Source organism: Microbacterium lemovicicum (assembly GCF_003991875.1).
GTDB classification, from domain to species: domain Bacteria; phylum Actinomycetota; class Actinomycetes; order Actinomycetales; family Microbacteriaceae; genus Microbacterium; species Microbacterium lemovicicum.
Genome location: NZ_CP031423.1, coordinates 3,457,221 through 3,478,742, shown reverse-complemented (window position 1 = coordinate 3,478,742; position 21,522 = coordinate 3,457,221). Strand labels below are relative to the sequence as shown.

Below are 21,522 nucleotides of genomic sequence, written 5' to 3'. Positions count from 1 at the left end.
TGCAGCATCCCTCGCGCGGTAGCCGCACGAAGCGTCAGGTGAAGCCAGGGGGGCGGATGCTGCGGCCGCTGGGTGCGGCATCCGTTCGTCCTCAGCTGACGCTTCTTGTGGCATCCGCCGCCCGATTTTTGCAACAAGAGTCAGGTGAGCAGGTGGTGGGTGCTGCGACGAGCGGCCATGGCATCCGCTCGCCCTGAGTCGACGCTTCTCGTGGCATCCAGGCCCGATTCCCGCGGCGGGTGGGCAGCTGCGGGGGCGGGATGCAGCGGCGGGCGGGGAGCGGCCGGGGGAGCGGATGCGGCGGCGGGCGGGGAGCGGCCGGGGCGGGCGGGGAGCGGAGGGGGCGGGATGCAGCGCACGCGAAGGACCCCGGGACGTCGTCCCGGGGTCCTCGTCCTGCGTCGACGCGATCAGCCGCCGATGGGGGTCGGGTTGGTCGGGTCGGGAGGAACAGGGAGCGAACCCTTGATGCGGTTCTGCGCCTGGCACTGGCTCGTGCAGTTCGTCGCGCCGGCCGACAGCTCGACGGCGTCCTCGCCGAGCACGCCGCCCATGCGTCCGCCGGGCTGAACGGTCCACGTCGTGACGGTCGCCGTCTGCGAGGTCTTCGTGGCGACCTGGGGGCTGTCCTTGCCGAGCAGCATCTGGTGGGCGTTCGCACCGGTGGCGACAGCATCCACTCCGTTTCCGAAGTTGACCTTGCCGGTGTACTGGTTCACGAAGTAGAAGATGCCGGGTGCGAGGGTGTGCACGAGCTCGACCGGGCCGGCGAACTCGGGCTCCATCTGGAAGATGCCGCCCTGGGCGCCGTCCTTCGCCTGCACCTTGAGCTTGCCGGCGTTGGTGGTGAAGATCGCGACGAGAGCGTCGTCCTTGATCTCGAGCTTGCTCAGGCGCACTCCGGCGCGCTGGGCGGCGGAGAGGGTCGGCACCTTGGAGGCGAACACGACGGTCGGCGAGGTGACCATGCGCTGGGTGTCGGGCGCTCCGGTGAGCGTGTAGTCGTAGACGCCGAGCGTGCGGGAGTCGATGGTGAAGGAGTTGTTGCGCCCCGTCACCGTGATCAGGCCCGAGACCGCAACGTTCTCGAGCTTGATGTCCTTGCCCGCTGCGGGGTTGTAGGTGGTGCCGTTGACGGTGACGGCGTAGTCGCCGCCCGCGGAGGTCGTCTTGGCCTCCGCGGCTCCGGCGCCGGCCAGCACGACGGCGGCTGCGGCGAAGACGGCGGCAGCGGCGAGGACGCCTCGACGTGCCAGGGGGATGCTTCTCATGCGCTTCTTCTTTCTCATGGGGTCGGTGGGGGAGCAGCACTCACCCTCCCCGTCGGAGATGGGCGCGGACAATCGGACGTTGGTACTACGACCAAGGTGCAATGGCGGATGCTGCACCTCCCCGCGAGGCTGGGACACATGATGCGGACGAGACGTCCGATCCCGTGGCGACCGGCCACAATGGCGGAGAGGGAGAACCATGAGGAATCGACTGCTGGTGGGCGGTGCGGCACTGGTGCTGGTGGCGGCGCCCGCGGTCATCGGGCTCTGGGGCAACACCTCGTTCGCTCAGTCCGTGCCGGTGCGGGTGCCGGCGTCAGGTCAGGTGCAGACCGCGGTGCCCGTCTCATCGGCGACCCCGACCACGAGCCCCACTGCGTCGCCGTCCGGGTCCACCGGGGTCGATGACCACGGCGGAGACGTGCCGCGCGACCAGCGCACCGAGACGGGCGACGACCGGCGCGCTACCGGCGACGACTCAAGCGGGTCGGGTGGTTTGGGCGGCTCGGGCGGTTCGGATTCGGACGGTTCGGGCTCGACCGGGTCGGACGACGTCGCGGGGTACGACGACAACGGGGGGTCGGGCGGGTCCGTTTCCGACGGGTCCGGGTCCGGTTCCGGCTCTGGCGATTCGGGTTCGGGTTCGGGCTCCGGCTCCGGCGATTCGGCTTCGGGTTCGGGTTCGGGTTCGGACGGTTCGGACTCGGGTTCGGACGACTCGGGTTCGGACGACTCCGGCTCGAGCGGGCACGGCGGCTCGGACGACCGCGCGGGTTCCGGCGGTCATGGGTCGGACGATCGCGGCGGATCCGACGACGACGGCTCAGGAGGCGACCACTGAGCATCGACTCTGGCCCGGATGCGCCCCCGATCGACCTGTCGTCGACCGAGGGCACAGCCGCGCGCCTGCCCGCCGCTCCCTGGACGCGCCTCGTCGAGGCCCCTTCGCGCGAGGCGGCGTCACGTCGGACGCCGACGGCGCGGACCGTCGCCCTGCGCCTGGCGGCAGGGCTCACTGCCGTGCTCATCGCCGTCGGGCTGCTCGGCGCGTTCGCCGCGCAGTGGCTCGCCGAACGCGAGGCCGTCAACGACGCCGCCACCATCGCTGACGTGCTCGCCGAAGCGGTCGTGCAGCCCGCCGTGACCGACGCCCTCGCCGACGGGGATCCGGCGGCCGCGGGGGTCATGGACGCGCTCGTGCGCACCAGGGTCCTCGGCGACGAGGTCACGCGGGTGAAGATCTGGAGCCCCGACGGCGAGGTGCTCTACGCCGACGAGCCGCAGCTGATCGGTCGCACGTTCCCGCTCGACGAGGCGCAGCGCGAGGCGCTGTCCGATCCGCAGACCCGCGCCGACGTCAGCGACCTGGATGAGGCCGAGAACGAGTTCGAGACCGGCGGCCGGCTTCTCGAGGTCTACCGGCCGGTGTGGGCGCCCGACGGCCGTCAGCTCTTGTTCGAGGTCTACTTCCCCTACGAGCCGGTCGCCGCCCGCGCCGAGGGACTCTGGCGCGGCTTCGCCGGCGTCACCACGAGCAGCCTCCTCCTGCTGGTCGTGCTCACCGCGCCGATCGTCTGGCGTCTCCTGCGCGGGCTGCGCACGGAGGAGAGGCGTCGGACCGCTCTGCTCGAGCACGCCGTCGACGCCTCGGATGCGGAGCGCCGACGCATCGCCGGGTCCCTCCACGACGGTCCGGTCCAGGAGCTGATCGCCACCACGTTCGCCGCCGAGAGCGCGGCGGGTGAGGCGGTTCGCCGCGGCGACGAGGGCGCCGCTGCGCAGCTGCGCGGGGTCGCAGCATCCGTCCGAGGGAACATCCGCGTGCTGCGCTCGCTTCTCGTCGACATCTACCCGGCCGGACTCGCGGCGGCCGGCCTCCCGCAGGCGCTCGACGACCTCGCCGCCACCACGCGGACGCGCGGCGTGGACGTGCGGGTCACGATCGCGCCCGACCTGCCGCCGCTGTCCGCCGAGCAGGAGCGCCTCGTGCACCGCATCGCCCAGGAGGCGCTGCGCAATGTCGCCGCGCATGCCGCGCCCTGTCGCGCGCGCGTCGATCTGCGCGGCGCGCCCGGCGGCGATGTACTGCTGGAGGTCTCCGACGACGGACCGGGCTTCGACCTCGCCCAGGTCACGTCGCGGCCGGCGGAGGGACACCTCGGCACCCGGGTGCTCGTCGATCTGGCGACCGAGGCGGGCGCGGAGCTGTCTGTGGCCGCCGCCCCCGGTCGCGGCGCCGCCTGGCGCCTGCGCATCCCGGGCGGGCGGTCTCAGGGCGAGGGGAGCGGGGCATGATCCGGGTGCTCGTGGCCGACGACCACGCCATGGTGCGCGAGGGCCTGTCGGCGGTGCTCGCCGGCGACGGGGACATCGAGGTGATCGGATCGGCCGCCCATGGCGCGGAGGCGATTGCCCTCGCCGTCGAGCTCGAGCCCGACGTCGTCGTGATGGACCTCTCGATGCCCGTCATGGACGGTGTCCAGGCGACACGGGGCGTCCGCGGGCGGGTGCCGTCGACGCGCGTGCTGGTGCTCACGTCGTTCTCCGACCGGGCGCGCGTGCGCCAGGCCATAGAGGCGGGCGCGACTGGCTACCAGCTCAAGGACGCCGAGCCGTCCGAGCTGCGCGCCGCGGTGCGCGCCGTCGCCGCCGGCAACGCCCCCTTCGACCCGCGCGTGGCCGGCGCCCTCCTGCCGACGTCCCCCGCGGAGGACGGCCTCAGCCCGCGCGAACGCGAGGTGCTGCGTCTGGTGGCCCAGGGCTACGCGAATAAGCAGATCGCCACCGAGCTCGGCATCGCCGAGCGCACGGTCAAGGCCCACCTCGGCAGCGTCTTCCGGCAGATCGACGTCGTCGACCGCACGAGCGCCGCCATCTGGGCCCGCGACCACCTGCCTGCCGCCGACTGACCTCACCGCGGCATCCGCTCGTGGTGACTTGACGCTTGTTGCGGCATCCGCTCGTGGTGACTTGACGCTTGTTGCGGCATCCAGAGCCCGATTTCCGCGACGGGCGTCAGGTGAGCAGGGTGTCGGATGCTGCGGCGAGCAGCCGCGGCATCCGCTCGTCGTGACTTGACGCTGCCTGCGGGATCCCCCGCGCGGTTCCCGCGCAGAAAGCCGGCTGAACACGTGGTGGGTGCCGCGAGGAGCGGCCGCAGCATACGCGCATCCTGGGTTGACGCTTTTTGCAGGATCCCGCGCGCGGTTCCGCAACGAGCGTCGGGTGAGCTGGGTGGTCGGTGCAGCGAGGAATTACCACAGCGTCTGCTCGTCCTGAGTTGACGCTTCCTGCGGCATCCAACCCCCGATTCCTGCGGCAGGAGTCAGGTGAGCACGGTCTCGGATGCCGCGACGCGCGGCCGCGGCATCCGCTCGTCCGGGGTTGACGCTTCTCGCCGCATCCCGAGCCCGATTCCCGCGACAAGAGTCAGGTGAGCGGGGTCGTGGGGGCTGCGGGCCGCGGCCGCGGCATCCGGTTCTCGTCAGTTGACGCTGCGTGCGGCATCCGATGCCGGATTCCCGAGGCAGGCGTCAACCAAAGCCGACAGAGACCGGATGCTGCGCCGCACCCCGGCGCGAACCGAAGGCGGTCGCGGCTACCGCGGCGCGCCGGGCCGGTCGTAGGTGTGGCCGAGCGCCGTCGAGATCGCCGTCGCCACCCGCAGTGCGGGGGAGCTGCACGCCTGGTCGGACGCGGGGTTGTCGGTGAGCGTGGCCCCGACCGGGCAGTCGCCCGACGGGATGTCGCTGTTCGTGAGGGCGATGAGCGTCGTGTCGGTCGTGGTGTCGTAGAACATGATCGTGTTGAAGCCCGGCAGCTCGCCCGTGTGGCCGATCCATCCACCCGCGCAGGTGAGGGCCAAGCCGTAGCCGGAGTAGTCCGAGAAGCCCGACAGTCGCTCGCGCTGCACCTCGGGCGAGAGCAGTCCCGATCCGGTCGCCTGATGCCGGGCGTAGGTCAGCAGGTCGCCCGCGGTCGAGATGAGCTCGCCGGCGGTCCATCCCCAGGAGGGGTTCCACTCCGTCGCGTTCGTCGGCGAGTCGGGGGTGGCGTCGTTGCCCTGCAGGGTGAAGCCCTGGGCGTGCGGCAGCGGGAAGTCGGCGGTCGTGCCCGGCCAGACGGTGTTCGACAGCCCGAGCGGCTCGATGATCCGCTCCCGGATCACGTCGTCGTACGACTCGCCGGTGACCTTCTCGATGACCTTCCCGATCAGCACCGTGTTGGTGTTGGAGTAGTCGAAATCGGTGCCGGGAGCGAACGCCGGCGGCAGCGCGAGGCCGATCGCCTCGAGCTCATCCGGAGACCAGACCCGCAGCGGATCGTCGAAGAGCGACTTCTGCCACGCCTCGTCCTTCGTGTAGCTCGACAGTCCGCTGGTCATGTTCAGCAGCATCCGCAGCGTCACCTGATCGCCGTTCGGCACCCCGTCGAGGTAGTCCGACACGGGGTCGTCGAGGCCCGCCTCGCCCTCGTCGATCAGCTGCAGCAGCAGCGTGCCGGTGAAGGTCTTGCTGATCGAGCCGACGCGGTGGTGCATGTCGGTCGTCATGGCCTCACCGGTCGCCGGATCGGCCACGCCGTACGCCCTGAGGAACAGCCCGTCCGGAGACTGCACGCCTACGATCACGCCGGGCGCCGCGGCATCCTTCAGTCCCTGCTGCGCGGCCGCGTCGATGGCGGATGCTGCGGCCTCCGGCATCGGCGTGCTCGGCAGATTGGCGGTGCGGGCGATCACGGCGTCCGGATCGCTGACGCACGCGGATGCCGCGGCCGGCGTCCCCGACCCGGTCGGGGTCGCCGAGCCGGTGGGCGACGGGCTCCCCCCGCCCGCCGCGCACCCTGCCAGCAGCAGCGAGCCGATCATCAGTGCGACGACCGTCGCGCGCCTGTTCCTCATGGTCCCCCCAGGTGTGATCAGGTGTTGTGTACAGCCTGACCCGCGGCATCCGCTCGTGCCATAGACCTGGGTCGCGCATGGCACCACCGCCGTGACCGGCGAGACACCGGCGCGCGCGACGAAGGCCCCCGCCGGAGCGAGGGCCTTCGTCGAACAGAAGCGGATCAGTCGTCGGAGACGGTGACCGTCACGTCGATGTTGCCGCGGGTGGCGTTGGAGTACGGGCACACCTGGTGCGCGGCGTCCGCGAGGGCCTGGGCCTCGTCGTGGGCGAGTCCGGGGATGACGACCTCGAGCTCGACGGCCAGCTTGAAGCCGCCCTCGCCGTTGTCGCCGATGTGCACGCGCGAGCCGACGCTCGTGTCCTCGATCTTCACCTTCTGCGCGCGGGCGACGGCCTGCAGCGCACCGTGGAAGCAGGCCGCGTAGCCGGCGGCGAAGAAGGCCTCGGGGTTCGGGGCGCCGCCGGGGCCGCCCATCTCGCTGGGGACGCGGACGTCCGTGTTGATGATGCCGTCCTTGGTGGCGACGTGGCCGTTGCGGCCTCCGCCGGTGGCGAGTGCTTCTGCGGTGTAGATGGCGTCCATGTGGATGTCCTTCCGGGTCAGGAGGCGGTCGCCTCAGGGGTCGTGCGCAGGCCCTCGGTGAGGGTGTGCAAGGCGGAGATGAGGTTATGGGCGGAGTCGAGGTCGAGTCCGGTGCAGGAGAAGATCCGCGGCTGCACGTCGTCCATCTCGTCGCGCATCCGGACGCCTTCTTCGGTGAGGGTGACCTCGACCACCCGCTCGTCGGCGGCGCGGCGGGCGCGCTCGATGAGTCCCCGCGTCTCGAGCCGGCGCAGCAGCGGCGACAGCGTGCCGGAGTCGAGCGCGAGCCGGTCACCCAGATCGCCGACGGTCTGCGTCCCCTCACTCCACAGCGCGACGAGCACGAGGTACTGCGGGTAGGTGAGGCCGAGCGGCTCCAGCACGGGGCGGTAGGCGGCCGTCATGGCGCGGCTCGCCGCGTAGAGCGAGAAGCACAGCATGTCATCGAGGACGGCGACCATGCATAAACCATTGCACACAATTCAGTTGTGCACAACTGAATGGATGCCGCTGCCGTGACCGAACCGGGACCTGAGTCCATCGACACCGGGGCGCCGGTGCCCGAGACTGTGCTCGGACGGAGCGGCCGACGACGGCCCGCGGCTCGACCGCACACGGAACAGAGGAGTTCGCGATGGCGTCAGGATTCCGCAGCGTCGCTGCACTCGTCGCGGCGGCCGGACTCGTCCTCGGTGGAGCGGTGACGGCGACGGCCGCGGACGGCGACGCCCAGGAGGTCTATCACGTCGTGCAGATGGGCGACTCCTACTCCGCGGGCAACGGCGCCGGCGACTACTACGGCGACCCTGCCGCCTACCGGAGCCACCGCAGCTGGGCGAACCTCTACGCCGACTGGCTCTCCACGCAGCCGGATCTGCCGGTGCAGTACGTCTCCTACGCGCACAGCGGGGCGGAGACCTCAGACATCCTCGAGACCCAGCTGCCGCAGGTCTCGCCCGACACCGACCTCGTGATGTTCACGATCGGCGGCAACGACGTGGGGTTCTCCACGATCGTGGAGAACTGCTTCCTGGTGGCCTTCCGGAGCGCCGACGGATGCCGCAGCTCGGTCGACGCCGCACAAGCCGACCTTTCCGGCGTGGTCGAGGCGACGCGGAAGATCCTCGACGAGCTCGCCGCGAAGCTGCAGCCCGACGCGCAGATCGTCATCCTCGGCTATCCGCTGCTGGCTACGGACACCCCGTACATCCTCTGCGACTACCACGTGATCTGCTGGGGCGACTACGAGTACGACGCATCCGCCGGCGTGCGGCAGCTGGGCCTGGAGGCGAACGCCCTCCAGGACACGCTCGTCGCCGCGTACAACCAGCAGCCCGGCGTGCCCCAGGCGATCCACGTCACCGACATCCACGACCTCTTCGCCGGACACGAGCCGGCGCCCGGCGACTCGAACCTCTACCGCTGGGTGGACGAGTTCTTCGAGACCGAGACCCAGCAGGTGCCGCCGGGCTTCTCGGCCGAGACCGACTACCGCGACAGCGCCGACAAGTTCACGTTCTGGCATCCCGGGATCACCGGGCACGCGCAGGAGGCCGCGCACCTCGAGTCGGAGCTGGGGCTGCTGCCGCGGGCGAAGGCCGTGCAGGCGGCGAACGCGGCCGCACCCGCCGACCCGGCCGGTGCGGCGGCTCCCACCGCGTGGCTGGCCGGTCCGTACGTGCGCCCGGTCGGGGCATCCGTCGTCCTCGACGCGCGCGGCTCCGCGGCCGGCGGGGGCCGCATCGTGTCGTACGAGTGGGACACCGACGGCGACGGCGCGTACGACCAGACCACCGCGGAGCCGACGCTCACCGTGCCGTTCCCGGCCGCGGCCGACGTCACCGCGTCGGTGCGGGTCGCCCAGACCGACGGCCAGACGGCGACGGCGAGCACGCAGGTGCTCATCTCGGTGGACGGCGATCAGGTTCCGGATGCCGCGGACAACTGCCCCACGGTGGAGAACGTCAGCCAGAGCGACCTGGACGGCGACGGCGTCGGCGACGACTGCGACCCGACCTCGGGATACCCGCCGCTGCAGGACGCACCCGGGTTCTCCTGGCAGGCCGCCGCCGGAGTGGAGCAGCGCGTCGGGGCCGACCCGCTGCCGCTCGACGCGGTGCCCGCGGACTCGCCCGGGCGGGCGGTGACCCTCGTCGGGGTTCCCGCCGGGGGTGTCCCGGCCGGTGGTCAGTTGACGGTGTCGGCGGCCGGCTTCGCGCCGGGCGATCCGGCCCAGGTGTCGATCGACTCCGAGGCGTACCTGCTCGCCGACGTCGAGATCGGCACGGACGGCACGCTCTCGGTCACGGTCACCGTGCCCGAGGGTCTGAGCGCCGGCGCGCACCGCATCTACGTCACGGCGCCCGCGACGGTGGCGTCCGCGGTGGTGACGGTGGCGACCGCCGTCCCGGGTTCTCCGGGCGGGTCGGGCTCGGGCTCGGGCGGGTCGGGATCGGGGTCCGCAGGCCCCGGCGGAGGACGCGGTGCGCTCGCCGCGTCCGGCATCGACGTGTCGGCCGCGCCGATCGCCGCCGGCATCCTGGCGCTCGGTGCGGGCCTCCTCCTGGCGCTGCGCGCCCGCCGTCGCCGCGCCTGACCCGGGCCCGGCTCGCTTCGCCGGCGTCCGCGCTTCAGGCGCCGGCGTCAGCCGCGGGCGCGGAGGGTCGGGCCGCCCGCGATGCGGACGGTGAGGCCGCCGTCTGCGTCGCGGAGGATGGTCGCGAGGGTGTGCGTGCAGTCGCGGCAGCGGACGATGAAGGCCGTGCGATCGGCCTCGACCGACCACTGGGCGAGCGGGGCGCTGCGTCCGCACGTTCTGCACTCGACCTCGACCTCGGTCGCTCCGGCCGCGCCGAGCGTCTGCAGCACGCCGGCGAGCACGTTCCCGTCGAGCTTGTGCACGAGGTGCTCGGGCGGCCGCGGGCGCGGCGTGATCTGGCTCATGATCCTCCGAACCTCTCCGTGCGCACATGGGCGGGGTCGTGCCCCGCGGCCACGAGCGCGTTCGCGGTGGCCTCGACGAACCCGGTCGGCCCGCAGACGAAGGTCATCGTGTCCGCGGACGGGGGCCAGGTCAGCTCCGCGATCCGGTCGGGGGTGAGGCGCCCGACCGGGCCCGTCCACTCGTCCGGTCCCTGACGGGTGTAGGCGAAGGTGACCTCGGTGAGCGGGTCGGCGAGGGACTCGACCTCGGCGCGGTACATCGCGTCCGGTCCGGAGCGCACGGAGTACAGCAGCCGGAACGGCGCCGTGCTCCCCGACGCGCGATGCGCGCGCGCCATGGCGATGAGCGGCACGATGCCCGAGCCGCCGGCGATGAGCTGCACGGGGGTGGTGGCCGTGGCATCCCATACGAAGTACTCGCCCAGCGGCCCCTTCACCTCGAGGGCGTCGCCGACCTCGGCGATCTCGCCGAGATAGGGCGAGACCTCGCCGTCGGGCACCACGTCGACGCCGAGCTCGACGTCGTCACCGGGGCCGGACGAGGCGATCGAGTACGACCGCTCCGCCTGGTAGCCGTCCTCCGCCGTGAGGCGCACGTCGAGGTGCTGACCGGGCTCGTTGCCGGGCCAGCCGGGCACGTGGAGCGTGAGCACGCGGGAGTGCGGGGTCTCGGAGCGGATCGAGGACATCGTGGCCGGCATCCAGCCGCGCACCTTCACCAGTACCGCTCCTCCTTCCAGGGGTCGCCGTAGATGTTGTAGCCGTTCTGCTCCCAGAAGCCGGGCTCGTCGCGCTTCTGCATCGACAGTCCGCGCACCCACTTCGCGCTCTTCCAGAAGTACAGGTGCGGCACGAGCAGCCGTGCGGGGCCGCCGTGCTCGGGGTCGAGCGGCTTGCCGTCGTACTCCGTCACGACCCAGGCCTTGCCGCCGCGCAGGTCGGCGAGCGGCACGTTCGTCGTGTACCCGCCGTAGGAGTGCGCCATCACGTACTCGTACTCGCTCGACACATCGGCCAGCAGGGTGTCGAGGGAGACGCCGCGCCAGGTGGTGTCGAACTTGGACCACCGGGTGACGCAGTGGATGTCGGTGGTGACGTCTTCGTGGGGGAGTGCGGCGAACTCGTCCCATGACCAGGAGGTGACGTCGCCCGACTCCGCGACGATGCCGAACGCCCACTCCGTCAGCGGGATCTTCGGCGTCGGACCGGCCGACAGCACGGGGAAGTCGGTGGCGAGATACTGCCCAGGCGGGAGCTTGGGGTCCGACTCGCGTCGGCGGGCGCCGAAGCCCCGGGTGAACTGAGCCATCGCGAAGACCTCTTCCCTCAGAGCCGAGCGTCGTTGAGGTGAGGATACCGCCGCGGGAGCGGTCCCGTCCAAGCCCCTCGGCGACCTCGTCTCGGCGGCATGATGGGGGCATGCCGAGCGTCGATCCCGCCGACCCCGCCGCAGCGGTCGCGCGGACCCCGCGCGACGCCCCCGCACTCGCGGGTCGCGCGGTCATCGAGCAGCGCTGGCGCGCCGCGTGCTTCCTGCACTGGCGGGTCGATCCGGCCGTGGTCGCGCCGCTCCTCCCGACCGGCACACGGCCCGACGTCTTCGACGGCTCGGCGTGGGTCGGGCTCATCCCGTTCGTGCTCAGCGAGTTCCGATTCCTTCCGCTGCCGCCCGTGCCGCTCGTCGGATCCTTCGTCGAGATCAACGTGCGGACCTATGGAGTGGATGCGGCGGGCCGCCGCAGCGTCGTGTTCCGCACCCTGGAGGCGGAGCACCTGCTGCCCGTGCTCGGCGCGCGGGCGATCTTCGGGCTGCCCTACCGCTGGGCGCGGGCCGGGATGCGCGAGGAGGGCGACCGCATCGAGTACCGCTCGATCCGGCACGGGCGCAGCGCTGCGCGCACCCGCATCCGCGTCACGCTGGGCGAGGACCCGGTCGATACGCCCCTCAGCCGGTTCCTCACGGCGCGATGGGGCTTCCACGAGCGCCACCTCGGACGCACGATCTGGGCGGCGAACGAGCATGAGCCGTGGCCGCTGGTCTCCGCCGAGGTCGACGCGCTCGACGACGACCTCCTCGCCGACTCGGGTTTCCCCGGGCTCACCGCGCGCACGCCCGACTCGGCGCTGGCCATGCCGGCGCGGCATCCGGGGTTCCTCACACGGTTCTCCGGTCCGACGCTGCTGCCGCGCTGATCGGGCGATGGCGTCACGCGACCGCGAGCGGCAGCGTCACCTCGAAGCGCGCGCCGCGGGACGCCGGCACGCACGTGACGTCGCCGCCGTGGGCGCGGGCGATGCCGCGGGCGATGGGCAGCCCGAGTCCGGCGCCGGCGCGCGCGTCCCGCGACGGGTCGAGGCGCACCAGTCGGTCGAAGATGCGCTCGCGCTCCTCGGCCGGCACTCCGGGGCCGTCATCGGTGACGACGATGCGGGCCGTCGCGGCATCCGCGTCGTCGATGCGGACTTCCACCACGACCGCCCCGTCTCCGCCGGTCGCCCGGGCGGCGTTGTCGACGAGGTTCGACACGATCTGACCGAGCCGGTCGACGTCGGCGTCGACCGGCACCGGGCGGTCGGGAACGCGCGTCTGCAGATCGAGTGAGGGACGCCGCAGCGACAGGCGGTCGGCCTCGCTCCGCACGAGCCGGCCGAGGTCGACGCGCGTCGGGATCAGATCGAGGCCGCGGTCGAGGCGCGCCATCATGAGCATGTCGTCGATGAGACGCGAGGCGCGGCCCGACTCCCGGGCGATCTGCGTCGCGAGGAGCTCGCGGTCCGCGGGGGACAGGTCGGCGCGCACGAGCGTGTCGGCCGCCGCGCGGATGCCGGCCACCGGGGTGCGCAGCTCGTGCGCGGCATCGGAGACGAAGGTGCGCATGCGCGCTTCGGCGTCCAGCGCCGATCGCTCGGCGCCCTCGACGTCGTCGAGCATCTCGTCGAAGGCGCTCGCCACCCGGCCGATCTCGGTGCGCGGCCGATCGGGCCGCAGCCGACGCCCCCGGTCGCCGGACGCGATCGACCGCGCGACCGTCGTGACCCGGGTCAGGGGAGCGAGTGTGGAGCGGACGACGAGCAGCACGCCGATCACCGCGATGATCAGCACCGCCGCGGCCGCGATCGCCATCACCGTCCGCAGCTGCGCGACGGTGGCCGCGATGGGCGCGGTCGACGCGGTGAGGGTGAGTGTGGAGCCGTCGCTCAGGGTCGAGACGAGTGTGACGAGCTGGTCGTCGCCGGAGATCGCGGATGCCGCGACCGACACCTCGCCCGACGTCGTCGGGTCGTCGGACGAGCCGTTTCCCGTCGCGGGACCCGGGCGGCGGCCGCCGTCGGGGCCGAGCCCGGCGGGCGGGCCCTGACGCAGCTGGTCGGGGCTCGGCCCGGCGACCACCTCTTCGCCCGCCGCGCTCTCGATGCGCACGGAGAGTCCCTGTGCCGACAGCCGGTCGGCGAGCTCGTCGCTGTCGACGGTTCCGACGAGCGAGGCCGCGGCAGCCGCCCTGTCCTCCAGTCGGTCCTCGAGCTGCGTGCGCAGCTGCGCGCCGAAGATGACGTCGACCGAGACCGTGAGCCCGACGAGGAGCACGACCATGAGGGCGAGCACCGCCAGGACGGTGCGCGTGCGCAGCGAGGCGGTCCGCAGCGTCGTCGCGCTCCGCCCGCTGGTGCCCGGCGGCGCGGTCACGCTGCCGCTGTCAGGCGATAGCCCATGCCGCGGACGGTATGTATCAGCCGCGGGCCGTGCGTCTCCATCTTCCGGCGCAGCGAGCTCATGTGCACCTCGACGAGATTGGGGTCGTAGTCGTCGAAGCCCCACACCTGCGTGAGGATCTGCGTCTTCGACAGCGTGCGGCCACGACTGGCGGCGAGGAACGCGAGCAGCCGGAACTCGGTGGCCGTCAGCGGGAGGGCGACGTCGGCGCGGCGGGCGGTCGCGGCATCCGCGTCGACCACGAGGTCTCCGATCTGCAGCACCTCGGGGATGCGGCCGCGACGCCGCAGCACCGCGGTGGCGCGGGCGACCAGTTCGGCCAGCGAGAACGGCTTGCTGACGTAGTCGTCGATTCCCTCGCCGAAGCCGCGCAGGCGGTCATCCACCTCGTCGCGGGCCGTGAGCATCATCACCCCCGCATCGCTGGCGCTGCGCACCGTCGAGACGAGCTGGATGCCGCTCGGCCCGGGCATCATCCAGTCCAGCATCACAAGATCGGGGGAGAAGGAGATCAGGCGCTCCCGCAGGGTGGTGCCGTCGGGCGCCCCTTCCGCGACGAACCCGTCGGCACGGAGTGCGGCGACCACGGAGGTGCGGATCGTCTCGTCGTCGTCGAGGACGAGCACGCGGGCGGGGGGAGGCATGCCCCGGACGCTATGTCCGCATGCTGTGCGGCGACTATGACTCCGCCCCCGGGTTGCTGAGCCTCTCCGGACTTAAGCCGGGCTTCAGTTTCGGCTCGGATCGTGGTTCTCAGCCGGTGGACGCCGGCGCCGGACACGTCCGGCAGACCGAACACGGAGATGACATGTCCCACGACGACACCACCCCGCACGAGAACACGGGAGACGACCGCTTCGACCGCGACGAGACGACGGATGCCGCGACCCGCCCCTACGAGCGGATCGACCCGGACGCCGCGACCCGGCCCCATGAGCGCATCGGCGACCCGTCCGCCGGCTCCTCCTTCGCCACGACCCGCCCCGCGGGTGCCGACCGCGTCCGCTCCCGCGCCTGGAAGCGGCCCGGCCTGATCGCCGGAGCCGTGGTGCTCGGCCTCGGCCTCGTCGGCGGTACGGCGGCGATGGCCACCGCGGCCGGCTCCGGCAACGGCGTGATCCCGGGGGCCGGCCCCAGCGCCTCGGCGAGCGTCACGGGAAGCCCCGCTGACGGCTCGACTGCTCCGAACCCCGGCGCGACCGCGCCGTCACCGGGTGCCACCGCACCCGCCGACGGATCGGTTCCCACCCCGCCGGCCGAGGGCACCGCGCCCGACGGCGGCACGACGCCGAAGGACCCGGGGGTGTGCGGCCCCGGCGGCGGTCCCGCCGCGGGCGGCCCCGGCGCGAAGGGTCCGCGCCCCGACGGGACGGCCCCGACTCCGCCCGCGGAGGGCTCGGCGCCCACCCCGCCGGCTGACGGTTCGGCGCCCACCCCGCCCGCTGACGGTTCGGCGCCCACCCCGCCGGCTGACGGTTCGGCGCCCACCCCGCCCACCCCGCCCGCCGACGGCTCCGGTCCGACCCCGCCTGCCGACGGCACGGCTCCGACGCCGCCCGCCGACGGCGGTACCCCCACCGCTCCCGCCGGTTCCTGACCGATCAGCACATCGCCCCCGCCGTCCCGAGACGGCGGGGGCGCTGTGCGTGCGGGCGTTGTGGCCGGGCACTTGTATCCCTGTCCTGCGGACAAGCGTCGACAGGCGCCGTCGGGGCGTTCTCGGCTCGAGCGGAGCACGTTCGCTATAGCCCAGGTCAGTCGTTGTTTCGGTGTGTGTCTTGCTGCAACCGAAATCAACGTGAACTTGTCTCTATGGGGGATACAGGTGAGACCGCAAGATCGATACATGTCGAGCGGAGCCGCTCGATGGAGGCCCAGGAGGCCTCTCTCACACCCTCATCGGAGAGGCCGGTCATCATGGACTCGCTACCGCAGCTCGATCGCGATTCCACAGCCCCGATCTGGTTTCAGATCATGCGGGCGATCGAGTCTCGCATCGCCGACGGGACATGGTCGACCGGCGATCGCCTGCCGAGCGAGAATGACCTGTGCGGTCACTTCGGCGCATCACGGACCTCGGTGCGCGAGGCGCTCTCCCGGCTCGAGAGCGCGGGCATCGTGTCTCGCCGGCAGGGCAAAGGGGCGTTCGTCGAGCGCATTCAGGGGCCGTCCGCCTGGACGCTGCCATCGGCGCCCAGTCTTCTCGGCGAGTATTCCGAGGACGGTCAGAGCGCCCTGAGCTCCCAGATCCTTCGGGCCGGCATAGAGGCGCTCCCGCCGTGGGCGGCCGCCGTCGTCGGTCGCGACTCTCCCGACGGACTCGGCTTCGTCCTCGAGCGCGTGCGGGCCGTGGGTTCCCGCACCGCCGTCCACGTCATTAACTACCTGCCGACCCGCTTCGCCGGCGTCCTGCCCGATCTCCGGGAGCCGAGGGCCAGTCTGTACGCCGCCATCAACCGGGTGACGGGTGTGCGCATCGCGCGCATGCACCGCACCATCGAGGCGGTCGCCGCCGACCGTGCGCTCGCCGGCCTGCTCGATGTCGAGCAGGGGCATCCGATCGTCGTCGTCGAAGCCGTCGCGTACGACCAGACCGGAGCCCCCATCGACTTCTCCCGCGCCTCCGTGCGCACCGACCGCCTGCGGGTGAGCGTGGACACGGGCTTCGAGGCCGCCGGAATCTCGAACGAGAGCGCCTCCGGCCGCTACCCCGGCGCCGTCCGCTCCGAGCCCGCCCGGCCCTCCTCGCGGGCGACCACGCGCGTTGTCCGCTGACAGCCCTCCCCTCCCACTGATCCTGGAGACCTCTCGCATGACCGACCACTCCGATCGCCGCATCCTCCTCATCGGTGACAGCTACATGAGCGCCGATGTGTTCGCGCAGGCCTTCGCGCGGCGCGGTCTCACAGCCGACGTCGCGACTGTGCGGATGGCGGCGCCCACGTGGGACACGTCGCGGGTCCAGGAGTTCGAGGGCGACCCTGCTGAGGTCGCACGACTCGCACAGGGGTACGACGTCATTGCCTTCCACGCCGCCCCGGTGACGGCCGAGGTCATCGCGGCCCTGCCGGACCTGCGCCTGGCGGGGTGCGCGCGTGGCGGTCCGGTCAACATCGATCTCGAGGCGGCGCGGGAGCACGGCGTTCGCGTGACCACCACCCCGGGGAAGAACGCCGAAGCCGTGGCCGACCTGACGATCGGCTTCCTCATCTCGCTCGTGCGCAACGTGCCGGCTTCCCTCCGCGACGTCGACGCCCGGATCGCCGACGGTCGCCCGCTGGCAGAGTCGACCTTCGAGGGCGCCCGCTGGTTCGGCAGGGAAGTCGCCGGCCTCCGCGTCGGCCTCATCGGCTACGGCAACGTGGCGCGTCTCGTCGCCGCGCGTGCGCGGGCGCTGGGCGCCGAGATCGTCGCCTACGACCCGTACGTGGATGCCGCGACCGTGACCGATGCGCGCATCGTCGCCGATCTCGACGAGCTGCTGTCCGCGTCCGACGTGGTCAGCGTCCACGCACGAGCCACCGCCGACAACCACCACATGATCGGCGCCGAGCAGATCGCGCTCATGCCCCCGGGGTCGTTCCTCATCAACACCGCGAGGGAGTCCCTTGTCGACGAGTCGGCGTTGCTCTCGGGCCTGCGCGACGGACGACTGGCGGGAGTCGCGCTCGACGTCAACGAGCCCGACGGCCCGTGGCGCGAGATGGTGGACCAGCCCAACCTCATCCTCACCCCGCACCTCGCGGGCGCCACCCGCGAGACCCTCGTCCGAGGTGCCGAGATGCTCGCCTCCGAGGTGCAGGCGTTCCTCGACGGCCGGCCGCTGAGGTGGGAGCGATGAGCGACGTCTTCCTCGCGATCGATGCCGGTACCGGCTCCGCCCGCGCCCTCGCCTTCGACGCCGACGGGCGCCTGATCGCGCAGGCCGGGCGCGAATGGATCCATCATGCGGTCGCCGGACATCCCGGTGGCACCGCCTTCGACACGACCGCGGGGTGGTCGGCGATCGCCGGCGCCGTCGCCGAAGTCGTGCGACGCCTCGACGGCCGACGGGTCGCGGCCGTCGCCGCATCAAGCATGCGCGAGGGCTTCGTTCTCTACGACGCCGCGGGCAGGGAGCTGTGGGCGTGCCCCAACACCGACGGGCGCGCCCGGCGTGAGGCGGCCGAACTCGTGGAGCAGGGAGTCGCTGACGAGATCTTCCGCGTCGCGGGCGATTGGGTGTCCATCACCGCTCCCGCCCGACTGCGGTGGCTTGCGCGCCACCAGCCCGATGTGCTCGCCGATGCGCGCCACCTCGGCATGCTCAGCGACTGGGTCACCACCCGTCTGACGGGCACCTTCGCCACCGACCCCACAGCCGGATCGAGTTCCGCCCTGTTCGATCTGCGATCGCGCTCGTGGTCGACTGACCTCGCCGGACTTGTCGGAGTCGAGGCCGCGATCCTGCCCGACGTCGTCGAGTGCGGCACGGTCGTGGGCGCCGTGACCGATGAGGCGGCAGCCGCAACGGGTCTCCCCGCCGGTACGCCGGTCGTGACAGGTGGTGCGGACACCCAGCTAGCCCTGCACGGCATCGCGGCGCGGCCGGGTGTGCCGACGATCGTGGCCGGCACGTTCTGGCAGACCACCGCGATCGTCGACGAGCCGCTCGTGGACCCCGAGCGGCGCCTCCGCACGCTCTGTCACGTTGATCCCGGCCAGTGGATGATCGAGGGCATCGGCTTCCTCTCGGGGCTGGCGATGCGATGGTTCCGCGATGCGATGTGCCCGGATGCTGCGGCCGCAGGAATCGCGGCGGGCACCAGCGCATTCGCGGTCATGGAGAAATGGGCCGCCGCCGTGCCGGCCGGATCGAACGGCATCGTCGCCACGATGGCCAACGTGATGCAGGCCGATGCCTGGCACCAGGCTGCACCCGCCTTCATCGGCTTCGACATCAACGACGCGCGCGCGTCCTCTCGGGGGGCGTTCGTGCGGGCGATCGAGGAGTCGGCGGCCATCGTGGCGGCGGCTCATCTCGATGTCCTGGCGGCGCTCACCGATGGCCGTGCGGCCTCCGAAGGTTCCGTGACCTTCACCGGCGGATCGAGTGCCGGTGCGCTGTGGCCGCGGGTGATCGCCGGCGTGACGGGACTGCAGACCCGGGTCACGCCCGCGCCGGAGGCGAGCGCCTACGGCGCAGCACGCCTTGCGGCGCAGGGCATGCAGGCGACGCTCCCGCCCATGGCAGAGCCGGACCGTGTGGTGCGCGCCGATGCCGCAGAGCACGACGCCTACCGCGAGATCAGCAGCCGCTGGCACCGCGTATACCGCGACGTCCTGTCGATCTCGGGAGACGATCTGCCGCCCCTCTTCACCCCGCCGGGCGCGGCGCGGCCACCGGCCGAGGCCCGACGGGTGGATGCGGTCTCGACCGCCTGACCCGCCCGTCCGCCTTCCCCTCACCCACAGCACGACATCCCCGTCTCACCACCACAAGGAGATTCACATGGCCGACCTCGACGGCAACGCCTCTGCCAAGCAGTTCCACCCCGACGTCCCCGGAGTCGCGTTCCGCCACGCCATCCGCGGCGCTGCGAACCTCGACTGGGGGATGCAGAACCGCCTGTCCCGCATCCTCGACCCACGCACCGGGCGAACGGTGATGCTCGCCTTTGACCACGGCTACTTCCAGGGGCCGACCTCGGGGCTGGAGCGCATCGACCTCAACATCGCCCCGCTGGCGGACGCCGCCGACGCCCTCATGGGTACGCGCGGCGCGTTGCGCAGCTCCCTGCCGCCGGCGACCCGCGCCGGACTCGTCCTGCGCGCCTCCGGCGGTCCGTCGATCCTCAAGGACCTCTCGGACGAGTACACGGCTATGGCGATGGACGACGCCGTGCGCATCAACGCCGACGCGGTGGCTGTCCAGGTCTTCGTGGGCGGTGAGTACGAGAGTCGCAGCATCCGCAATCTCACGACGCTCGTGGACCAGGGGTACGCGGCCGGCATCCCCGTGTTGGGGGTCACTGCCGTCGGCAAGGAGCTCACCCGTGACTCCCGCTATCTCGGCCTCGCCACGCGCATCATCGCCGAGCTGGGCGCCCAGCTCGTCAAGACCTACTACTGCGAGGAGGGCTTCGAAGACGTCGTCGCCGGCTGCCCCGTGCCCGTCATCATGGCCGGAGGCAAGAAGCTTCCCGAGCTGGACGCCCTCACTATGGCGAGCAACGCCGTACGCGCCGGTGCCGCCGGCGTGGACATGGGGCGCAACATATTCCAGAGCGCCGATCCTGCGGCGATGATGCAGGCCGTCCGAGCGGTCGTCCATCAGGATGCCGCGCCCGAGGAGGCGTACGACCTGTTCCGTTCCGCGAGCGAGGCCCCGGTGCTCGCATGAGCGCCGAAGTCCTGCGCTCGGCCGACGCCGTCCTCCGCTTCGAGGACTGGGGCCCCGGCTACCTCACGCAGGCCGATGACGCCGCCTTCGGTGTCGTGGTGCTGCGGCCCGGCGACGAGTTCGCCAACCACCTCCATGAGCACCACACCGAGTCGTTCGTCGTGATCGAGGGCAGCGCCGAGTTCTGGCTCGAACGCAAGACGCGGGTGACCTTGTCCGCCGGCGACGTGCTTCGCGCGGAGCCCCACGAGGAGCACTTCGTGCGCAACCCGTTCGACGAGACCTTCCGCGCGGTGTTCGTGAAGACCCCCTGGGTGGACGGCGACAAGCTCGACCGGCCCTGGACCCCTGACAACCCCTCCCACACCTGAACCGAATCGAAAGGACACACCATGAGTGCGCAGCGACGCTCCTCATCTCCGATCCGTCCGTCCCGGCGGATCCTCACCTCCCTTGCGATCGCCGCCGTCGGCGGTCTCGCCCTTGCCGGCTGCGCCGGCGGATCGGGCGGATCCGACGGAGCATCCGGCGGCGGCGCCGCCACGTCCCTGAAGGTGCTCATCGCGGCACCCCAGGAGGGTGCGGGAAAGATCCTCGAGGCTGACTTTGAAGCGCAAACGGGCACGCAGATAGAGGTCGAGGTCGTGCCGTACGACCAGATCCAGACCAAGGCGATCCTGGACGCGCAGTCCGGCACCAACAACTACGACGTCATCCAGTACTGGTACACGTCTGTGGGCGCCCTGGCGGATGCCGGAGCGCTGGAGGACATCACCAGCTGGGTGGACGGCGACGCCGACATCGACTCGTCCGACTTCATCCAGAGCATTTTCGGCCCCTACACGCAGTACGACGGCAAGACGTACGGCCTGCCCATCGACGGTGACACGCACGTGCTCTTTTACAACAAGGAGATCTTCGAGCGGAACGGCGTCGAGGTGCCCACGACCTGGAGCGAGTACGAGCAGGTCGCGCAGAAGATCACCGACGCCGAGAAGGCGAACGGCGTCTACGGCTCGGCGATCCTCGGAGCCAAGAGCGCCTTCAACATCGGCTCGACCTTCTTCAATCGTCTCGCGACGATGTCGCCAGACCCGATCGACTCGCAGATGCCTCAGCTGAACACGCAGGCGGCGGTAGACGCTGCGCAGTCGATGCTGGATGCCGCGCCGTACGCGCTGCCCAGCCCGCTTGAGATCGGATTCGAGCAGGCCCTCCCGCAGTTCCTCTCCGGGAACGTGGGAATGATCGAGTTCTGGACCGATCTCGGTGTGTTCGCGCAGGACCCGGGGCAGTCGAAGATCGTCGACAAGTGGGGCGTCGCGCCCCTCCCGGTGGGACCGGAGGGCAAGATCTCGGGCGCGCTCAACGCAGGATGGGCGATGGGTATCAGTCCGAACGCACCCGATCAGGAGCTCGCACAGCAGTTCGTGGCCTTCGCCTCCTCGAAGGAGATGAACGAGAAGCTCATCACGACGACGGGATCCGGTGTCGACCCGATCCGCACCTCGACACTCGAGAGCGACAAGTACACATCATTCGCCCCAGACGTATCGGCCGTCGCGGCGCAGGTCTTGCCGAACGCGCAATCGTGGCCGACCTCGCCTCAGGCACCCGAGATGATCCAGACCCTGAGCGACAACCTCGCGCTCATGCTCCAGGGCAGCCTCACCGCTGAGCAGGCGATGTCCCAGACCTGGGACGCCTGGCAATCACTCGGCTGAGCC

General features: G+C 71.6%; 21 protein-coding genes. 12 read left to right on the top strand and 9 right to left on the bottom strand.

Going from position 1 to position 21,522, the window contains the following annotated elements:
- Positions 1–410 precede the first annotated feature (410 nt).
- Positions 411–1,271 carry a hypothetical protein gene (locus CVS47_RS16320; RefSeq protein ID WP_127097032.1) on the bottom strand — a complete coding sequence of 287 codons (861 nt, stop codon included), beginning with the start codon at positions 1,269–1,271 and terminating at the stop codon, positions 411–413.
- A 199-nt stretch (positions 1,272–1,470) separates the two neighbouring features.
- Between CVS47_RS16320 and CVS47_RS16315 the strand changes: the two genes are divergently transcribed.
- The 3 genes from CVS47_RS16315 (at position 1,471) to CVS47_RS16305 (ending at position 4,180) form a co-directional block, all read left to right on the top strand.
- Positions 1,471–2,112: a hypothetical protein gene (locus CVS47_RS16315; RefSeq protein ID WP_127097031.1), complete on the top strand. Its 642-nt coding sequence runs from the start codon at positions 1,471–1,473 to the stop codon at positions 2,110–2,112.
- Positions 2,113–2,291: 179 nt separating this feature from the next.
- The gene (locus CVS47_RS16310) at positions 2,292–3,566 is read left to right on the top strand and encodes a sensor histidine kinase (protein WP_127097030.1); all 1,275 of its coding nucleotides are present in this window, start codon (positions 2,292–2,294) and stop codon (positions 3,564–3,566) included.
- Positions 3,563–4,180, top strand: coding sequence for a response regulator (locus CVS47_RS16305; RefSeq protein ID WP_127097029.1), 618 nt, complete (start codon positions 3,563–3,565; stop codon positions 4,178–4,180). The genes CVS47_RS16310 and CVS47_RS16305 overlap by 4 nt, the downstream gene beginning before the upstream one ends.
- A 689-nt stretch (positions 4,181–4,869) precedes the next feature.
- Here CVS47_RS16305 and CVS47_RS16300 read toward each other — a convergent pair.
- The 3 genes from CVS47_RS16300 to CVS47_RS16290 all read right to left on the bottom strand — a co-directional run bounded on the left by CVS47_RS16300 (position 4,870) and on the right by CVS47_RS16290 (position 7,219).
- Positions 4,870–6,171, bottom strand: a complete 1,302-nt coding sequence (locus CVS47_RS16300; protein ID WP_206502679.1) for a serine hydrolase domain-containing protein — start codon at positions 6,169–6,171, stop codon at positions 4,870–4,872.
- Between the two features lie 164 nt (positions 6,172–6,335).
- Positions 6,336–6,758 (bottom strand): organic hydroperoxide resistance protein, encoded by a 423-nt coding sequence (locus CVS47_RS16295; RefSeq protein WP_127097028.1) that lies wholly within the window; start codon positions 6,756–6,758, stop codon positions 6,336–6,338.
- A gap of 17 nt (positions 6,759–6,775) precedes the next feature.
- Positions 6,776–7,219, bottom strand: coding sequence for a MarR family winged helix-turn-helix transcriptional regulator (locus CVS47_RS16290; protein ID WP_241240209.1), 444 nt, complete (start codon positions 7,217–7,219; stop codon positions 6,776–6,778).
- A gap of 173 nt (positions 7,220–7,392) precedes the next feature.
- Between CVS47_RS16290 and CVS47_RS17080 the strand changes: the two genes are divergently transcribed.
- Complete coding sequence (locus CVS47_RS17080; protein ID WP_127097027.1) at positions 7,393–9,354, top strand: GDSL-type esterase/lipase family protein; 1,962 nt, start codon at positions 7,393–7,395, stop codon at positions 9,352–9,354.
- 47 nt (positions 9,355–9,401) lie between these two features.
- Here the strand turns inward: CVS47_RS17080 and CVS47_RS16280 are convergent, their stop codons facing one another.
- The 3 genes from CVS47_RS16280 to CVS47_RS16270 are packed head-to-tail and all read right to left on the bottom strand — an operon-like array spanning position 9,402 to position 11,010.
- On the bottom strand, positions 9,402–9,701 hold the full coding sequence (locus CVS47_RS16280) for a DUF6510 family protein (protein ID WP_206502677.1): 300 nt from the start codon (positions 9,699–9,701) through the stop codon (positions 9,402–9,404).
- Complete coding sequence (locus tag CVS47_RS16275) at positions 9,698–10,420, bottom strand: ferredoxin reductase (RefSeq protein ID WP_241240208.1); 723 nt, start codon at positions 10,418–10,420, stop codon at positions 9,698–9,700. The genes CVS47_RS16280 and CVS47_RS16275 overlap by 4 nt, the downstream gene beginning before the upstream one ends.
- Positions 10,417–11,010: a sulfite oxidase-like oxidoreductase gene (locus CVS47_RS16270; protein WP_127097026.1), complete on the bottom strand. Its 594-nt coding sequence runs from the start codon at positions 11,008–11,010 to the stop codon at positions 10,417–10,419. Before CVS47_RS16270 ends, CVS47_RS16275 begins: the two co-directional genes overlap by 4 nt.
- 110 nt (positions 11,011–11,120) lie before the next feature.
- Here CVS47_RS16270 and CVS47_RS16265 point away from each other — a divergent pair, with 110 nt between their 5' ends.
- Positions 11,121–11,894, top strand: coding sequence for a YqjF family protein (locus tag CVS47_RS16265; protein ID WP_127097025.1), 774 nt, complete (start codon positions 11,121–11,123; stop codon positions 11,892–11,894).
- 13 nt (positions 11,895–11,907) lie between these two features.
- On the opposite strand, the gene CVS47_RS16260 is transcribed toward CVS47_RS16265, so the two are convergent.
- Positions 11,908–13,386, bottom strand: a complete 1,479-nt coding sequence (locus tag CVS47_RS16260; RefSeq protein WP_241240207.1) for a HAMP domain-containing sensor histidine kinase — start codon at positions 13,384–13,386, stop codon at positions 11,908–11,910.
- Positions 13,383–14,057 carry a response regulator transcription factor gene (locus tag CVS47_RS16255; RefSeq protein WP_127097024.1) on the bottom strand — a complete coding sequence of 225 codons (675 nt, stop codon included), beginning with the start codon at positions 14,055–14,057 and terminating at the stop codon, positions 13,383–13,385. Before CVS47_RS16255 ends, CVS47_RS16260 begins: the two co-directional genes overlap by 4 nt.
- A 164-nt stretch (positions 14,058–14,221) precedes the next feature.
- On the opposite strand from CVS47_RS16255, the gene CVS47_RS16250 reads away from it, so the two are divergent.
- From CVS47_RS16250 to CVS47_RS16220, 7 genes are all read left to right on the top strand, one after another.
- Positions 14,222–15,010, top strand: a complete 789-nt coding sequence (locus CVS47_RS16250) for a hypothetical protein (RefSeq protein ID WP_127097023.1) — start codon at positions 14,222–14,224, stop codon at positions 15,008–15,010.
- Positions 15,011–15,330: 320 nt separating this feature from the next.
- On the top strand, positions 15,331–16,188 hold the full coding sequence (locus CVS47_RS16245; protein ID WP_164734681.1) for a GntR family transcriptional regulator: 858 nt from the start codon (positions 15,331–15,333) through the stop codon (positions 16,186–16,188).
- A gap of 37 nt (positions 16,189–16,225) precedes the next feature.
- A complete protein-coding gene (locus tag CVS47_RS16240) occupies positions 16,226–17,254 on the top strand; it encodes an NAD(P)-dependent oxidoreductase (RefSeq protein ID WP_127097021.1) in 1,029 nt (342 codons plus the stop codon).
- Positions 17,251–18,837: an FGGY family carbohydrate kinase gene (locus tag CVS47_RS16235; protein WP_127097020.1), complete on the top strand. Its 1,587-nt coding sequence runs from the start codon at positions 17,251–17,253 to the stop codon at positions 18,835–18,837. Before CVS47_RS16240 ends, CVS47_RS16235 begins: the two co-directional genes overlap by 4 nt.
- Before the next feature lie 67 nt (positions 18,838–18,904).
- Positions 18,905–19,795, top strand: a complete 891-nt coding sequence (lsrF, locus tag CVS47_RS16230) for a 3-hydroxy-5-phosphonooxypentane-2,4-dione thiolase (protein WP_127097019.1) — start codon at positions 18,905–18,907, stop codon at positions 19,793–19,795.
- Positions 19,792–20,166, top strand: a complete 375-nt coding sequence (locus CVS47_RS16225; RefSeq protein ID WP_127097018.1) for a cupin domain-containing protein — start codon at positions 19,792–19,794, stop codon at positions 20,164–20,166. The genes lsrF and CVS47_RS16225 overlap by 4 nt, the downstream gene beginning before the upstream one ends.
- Positions 20,167–20,187: 21 nt before the next feature.
- Entirely contained in the window at positions 20,188–21,519 is a 1,332-nt protein-coding gene (locus tag CVS47_RS16220) for an ABC transporter substrate-binding protein (RefSeq protein ID WP_127097017.1), read from the top strand.
- Positions 21,520–21,522 lie beyond the last annotated feature (3 nt).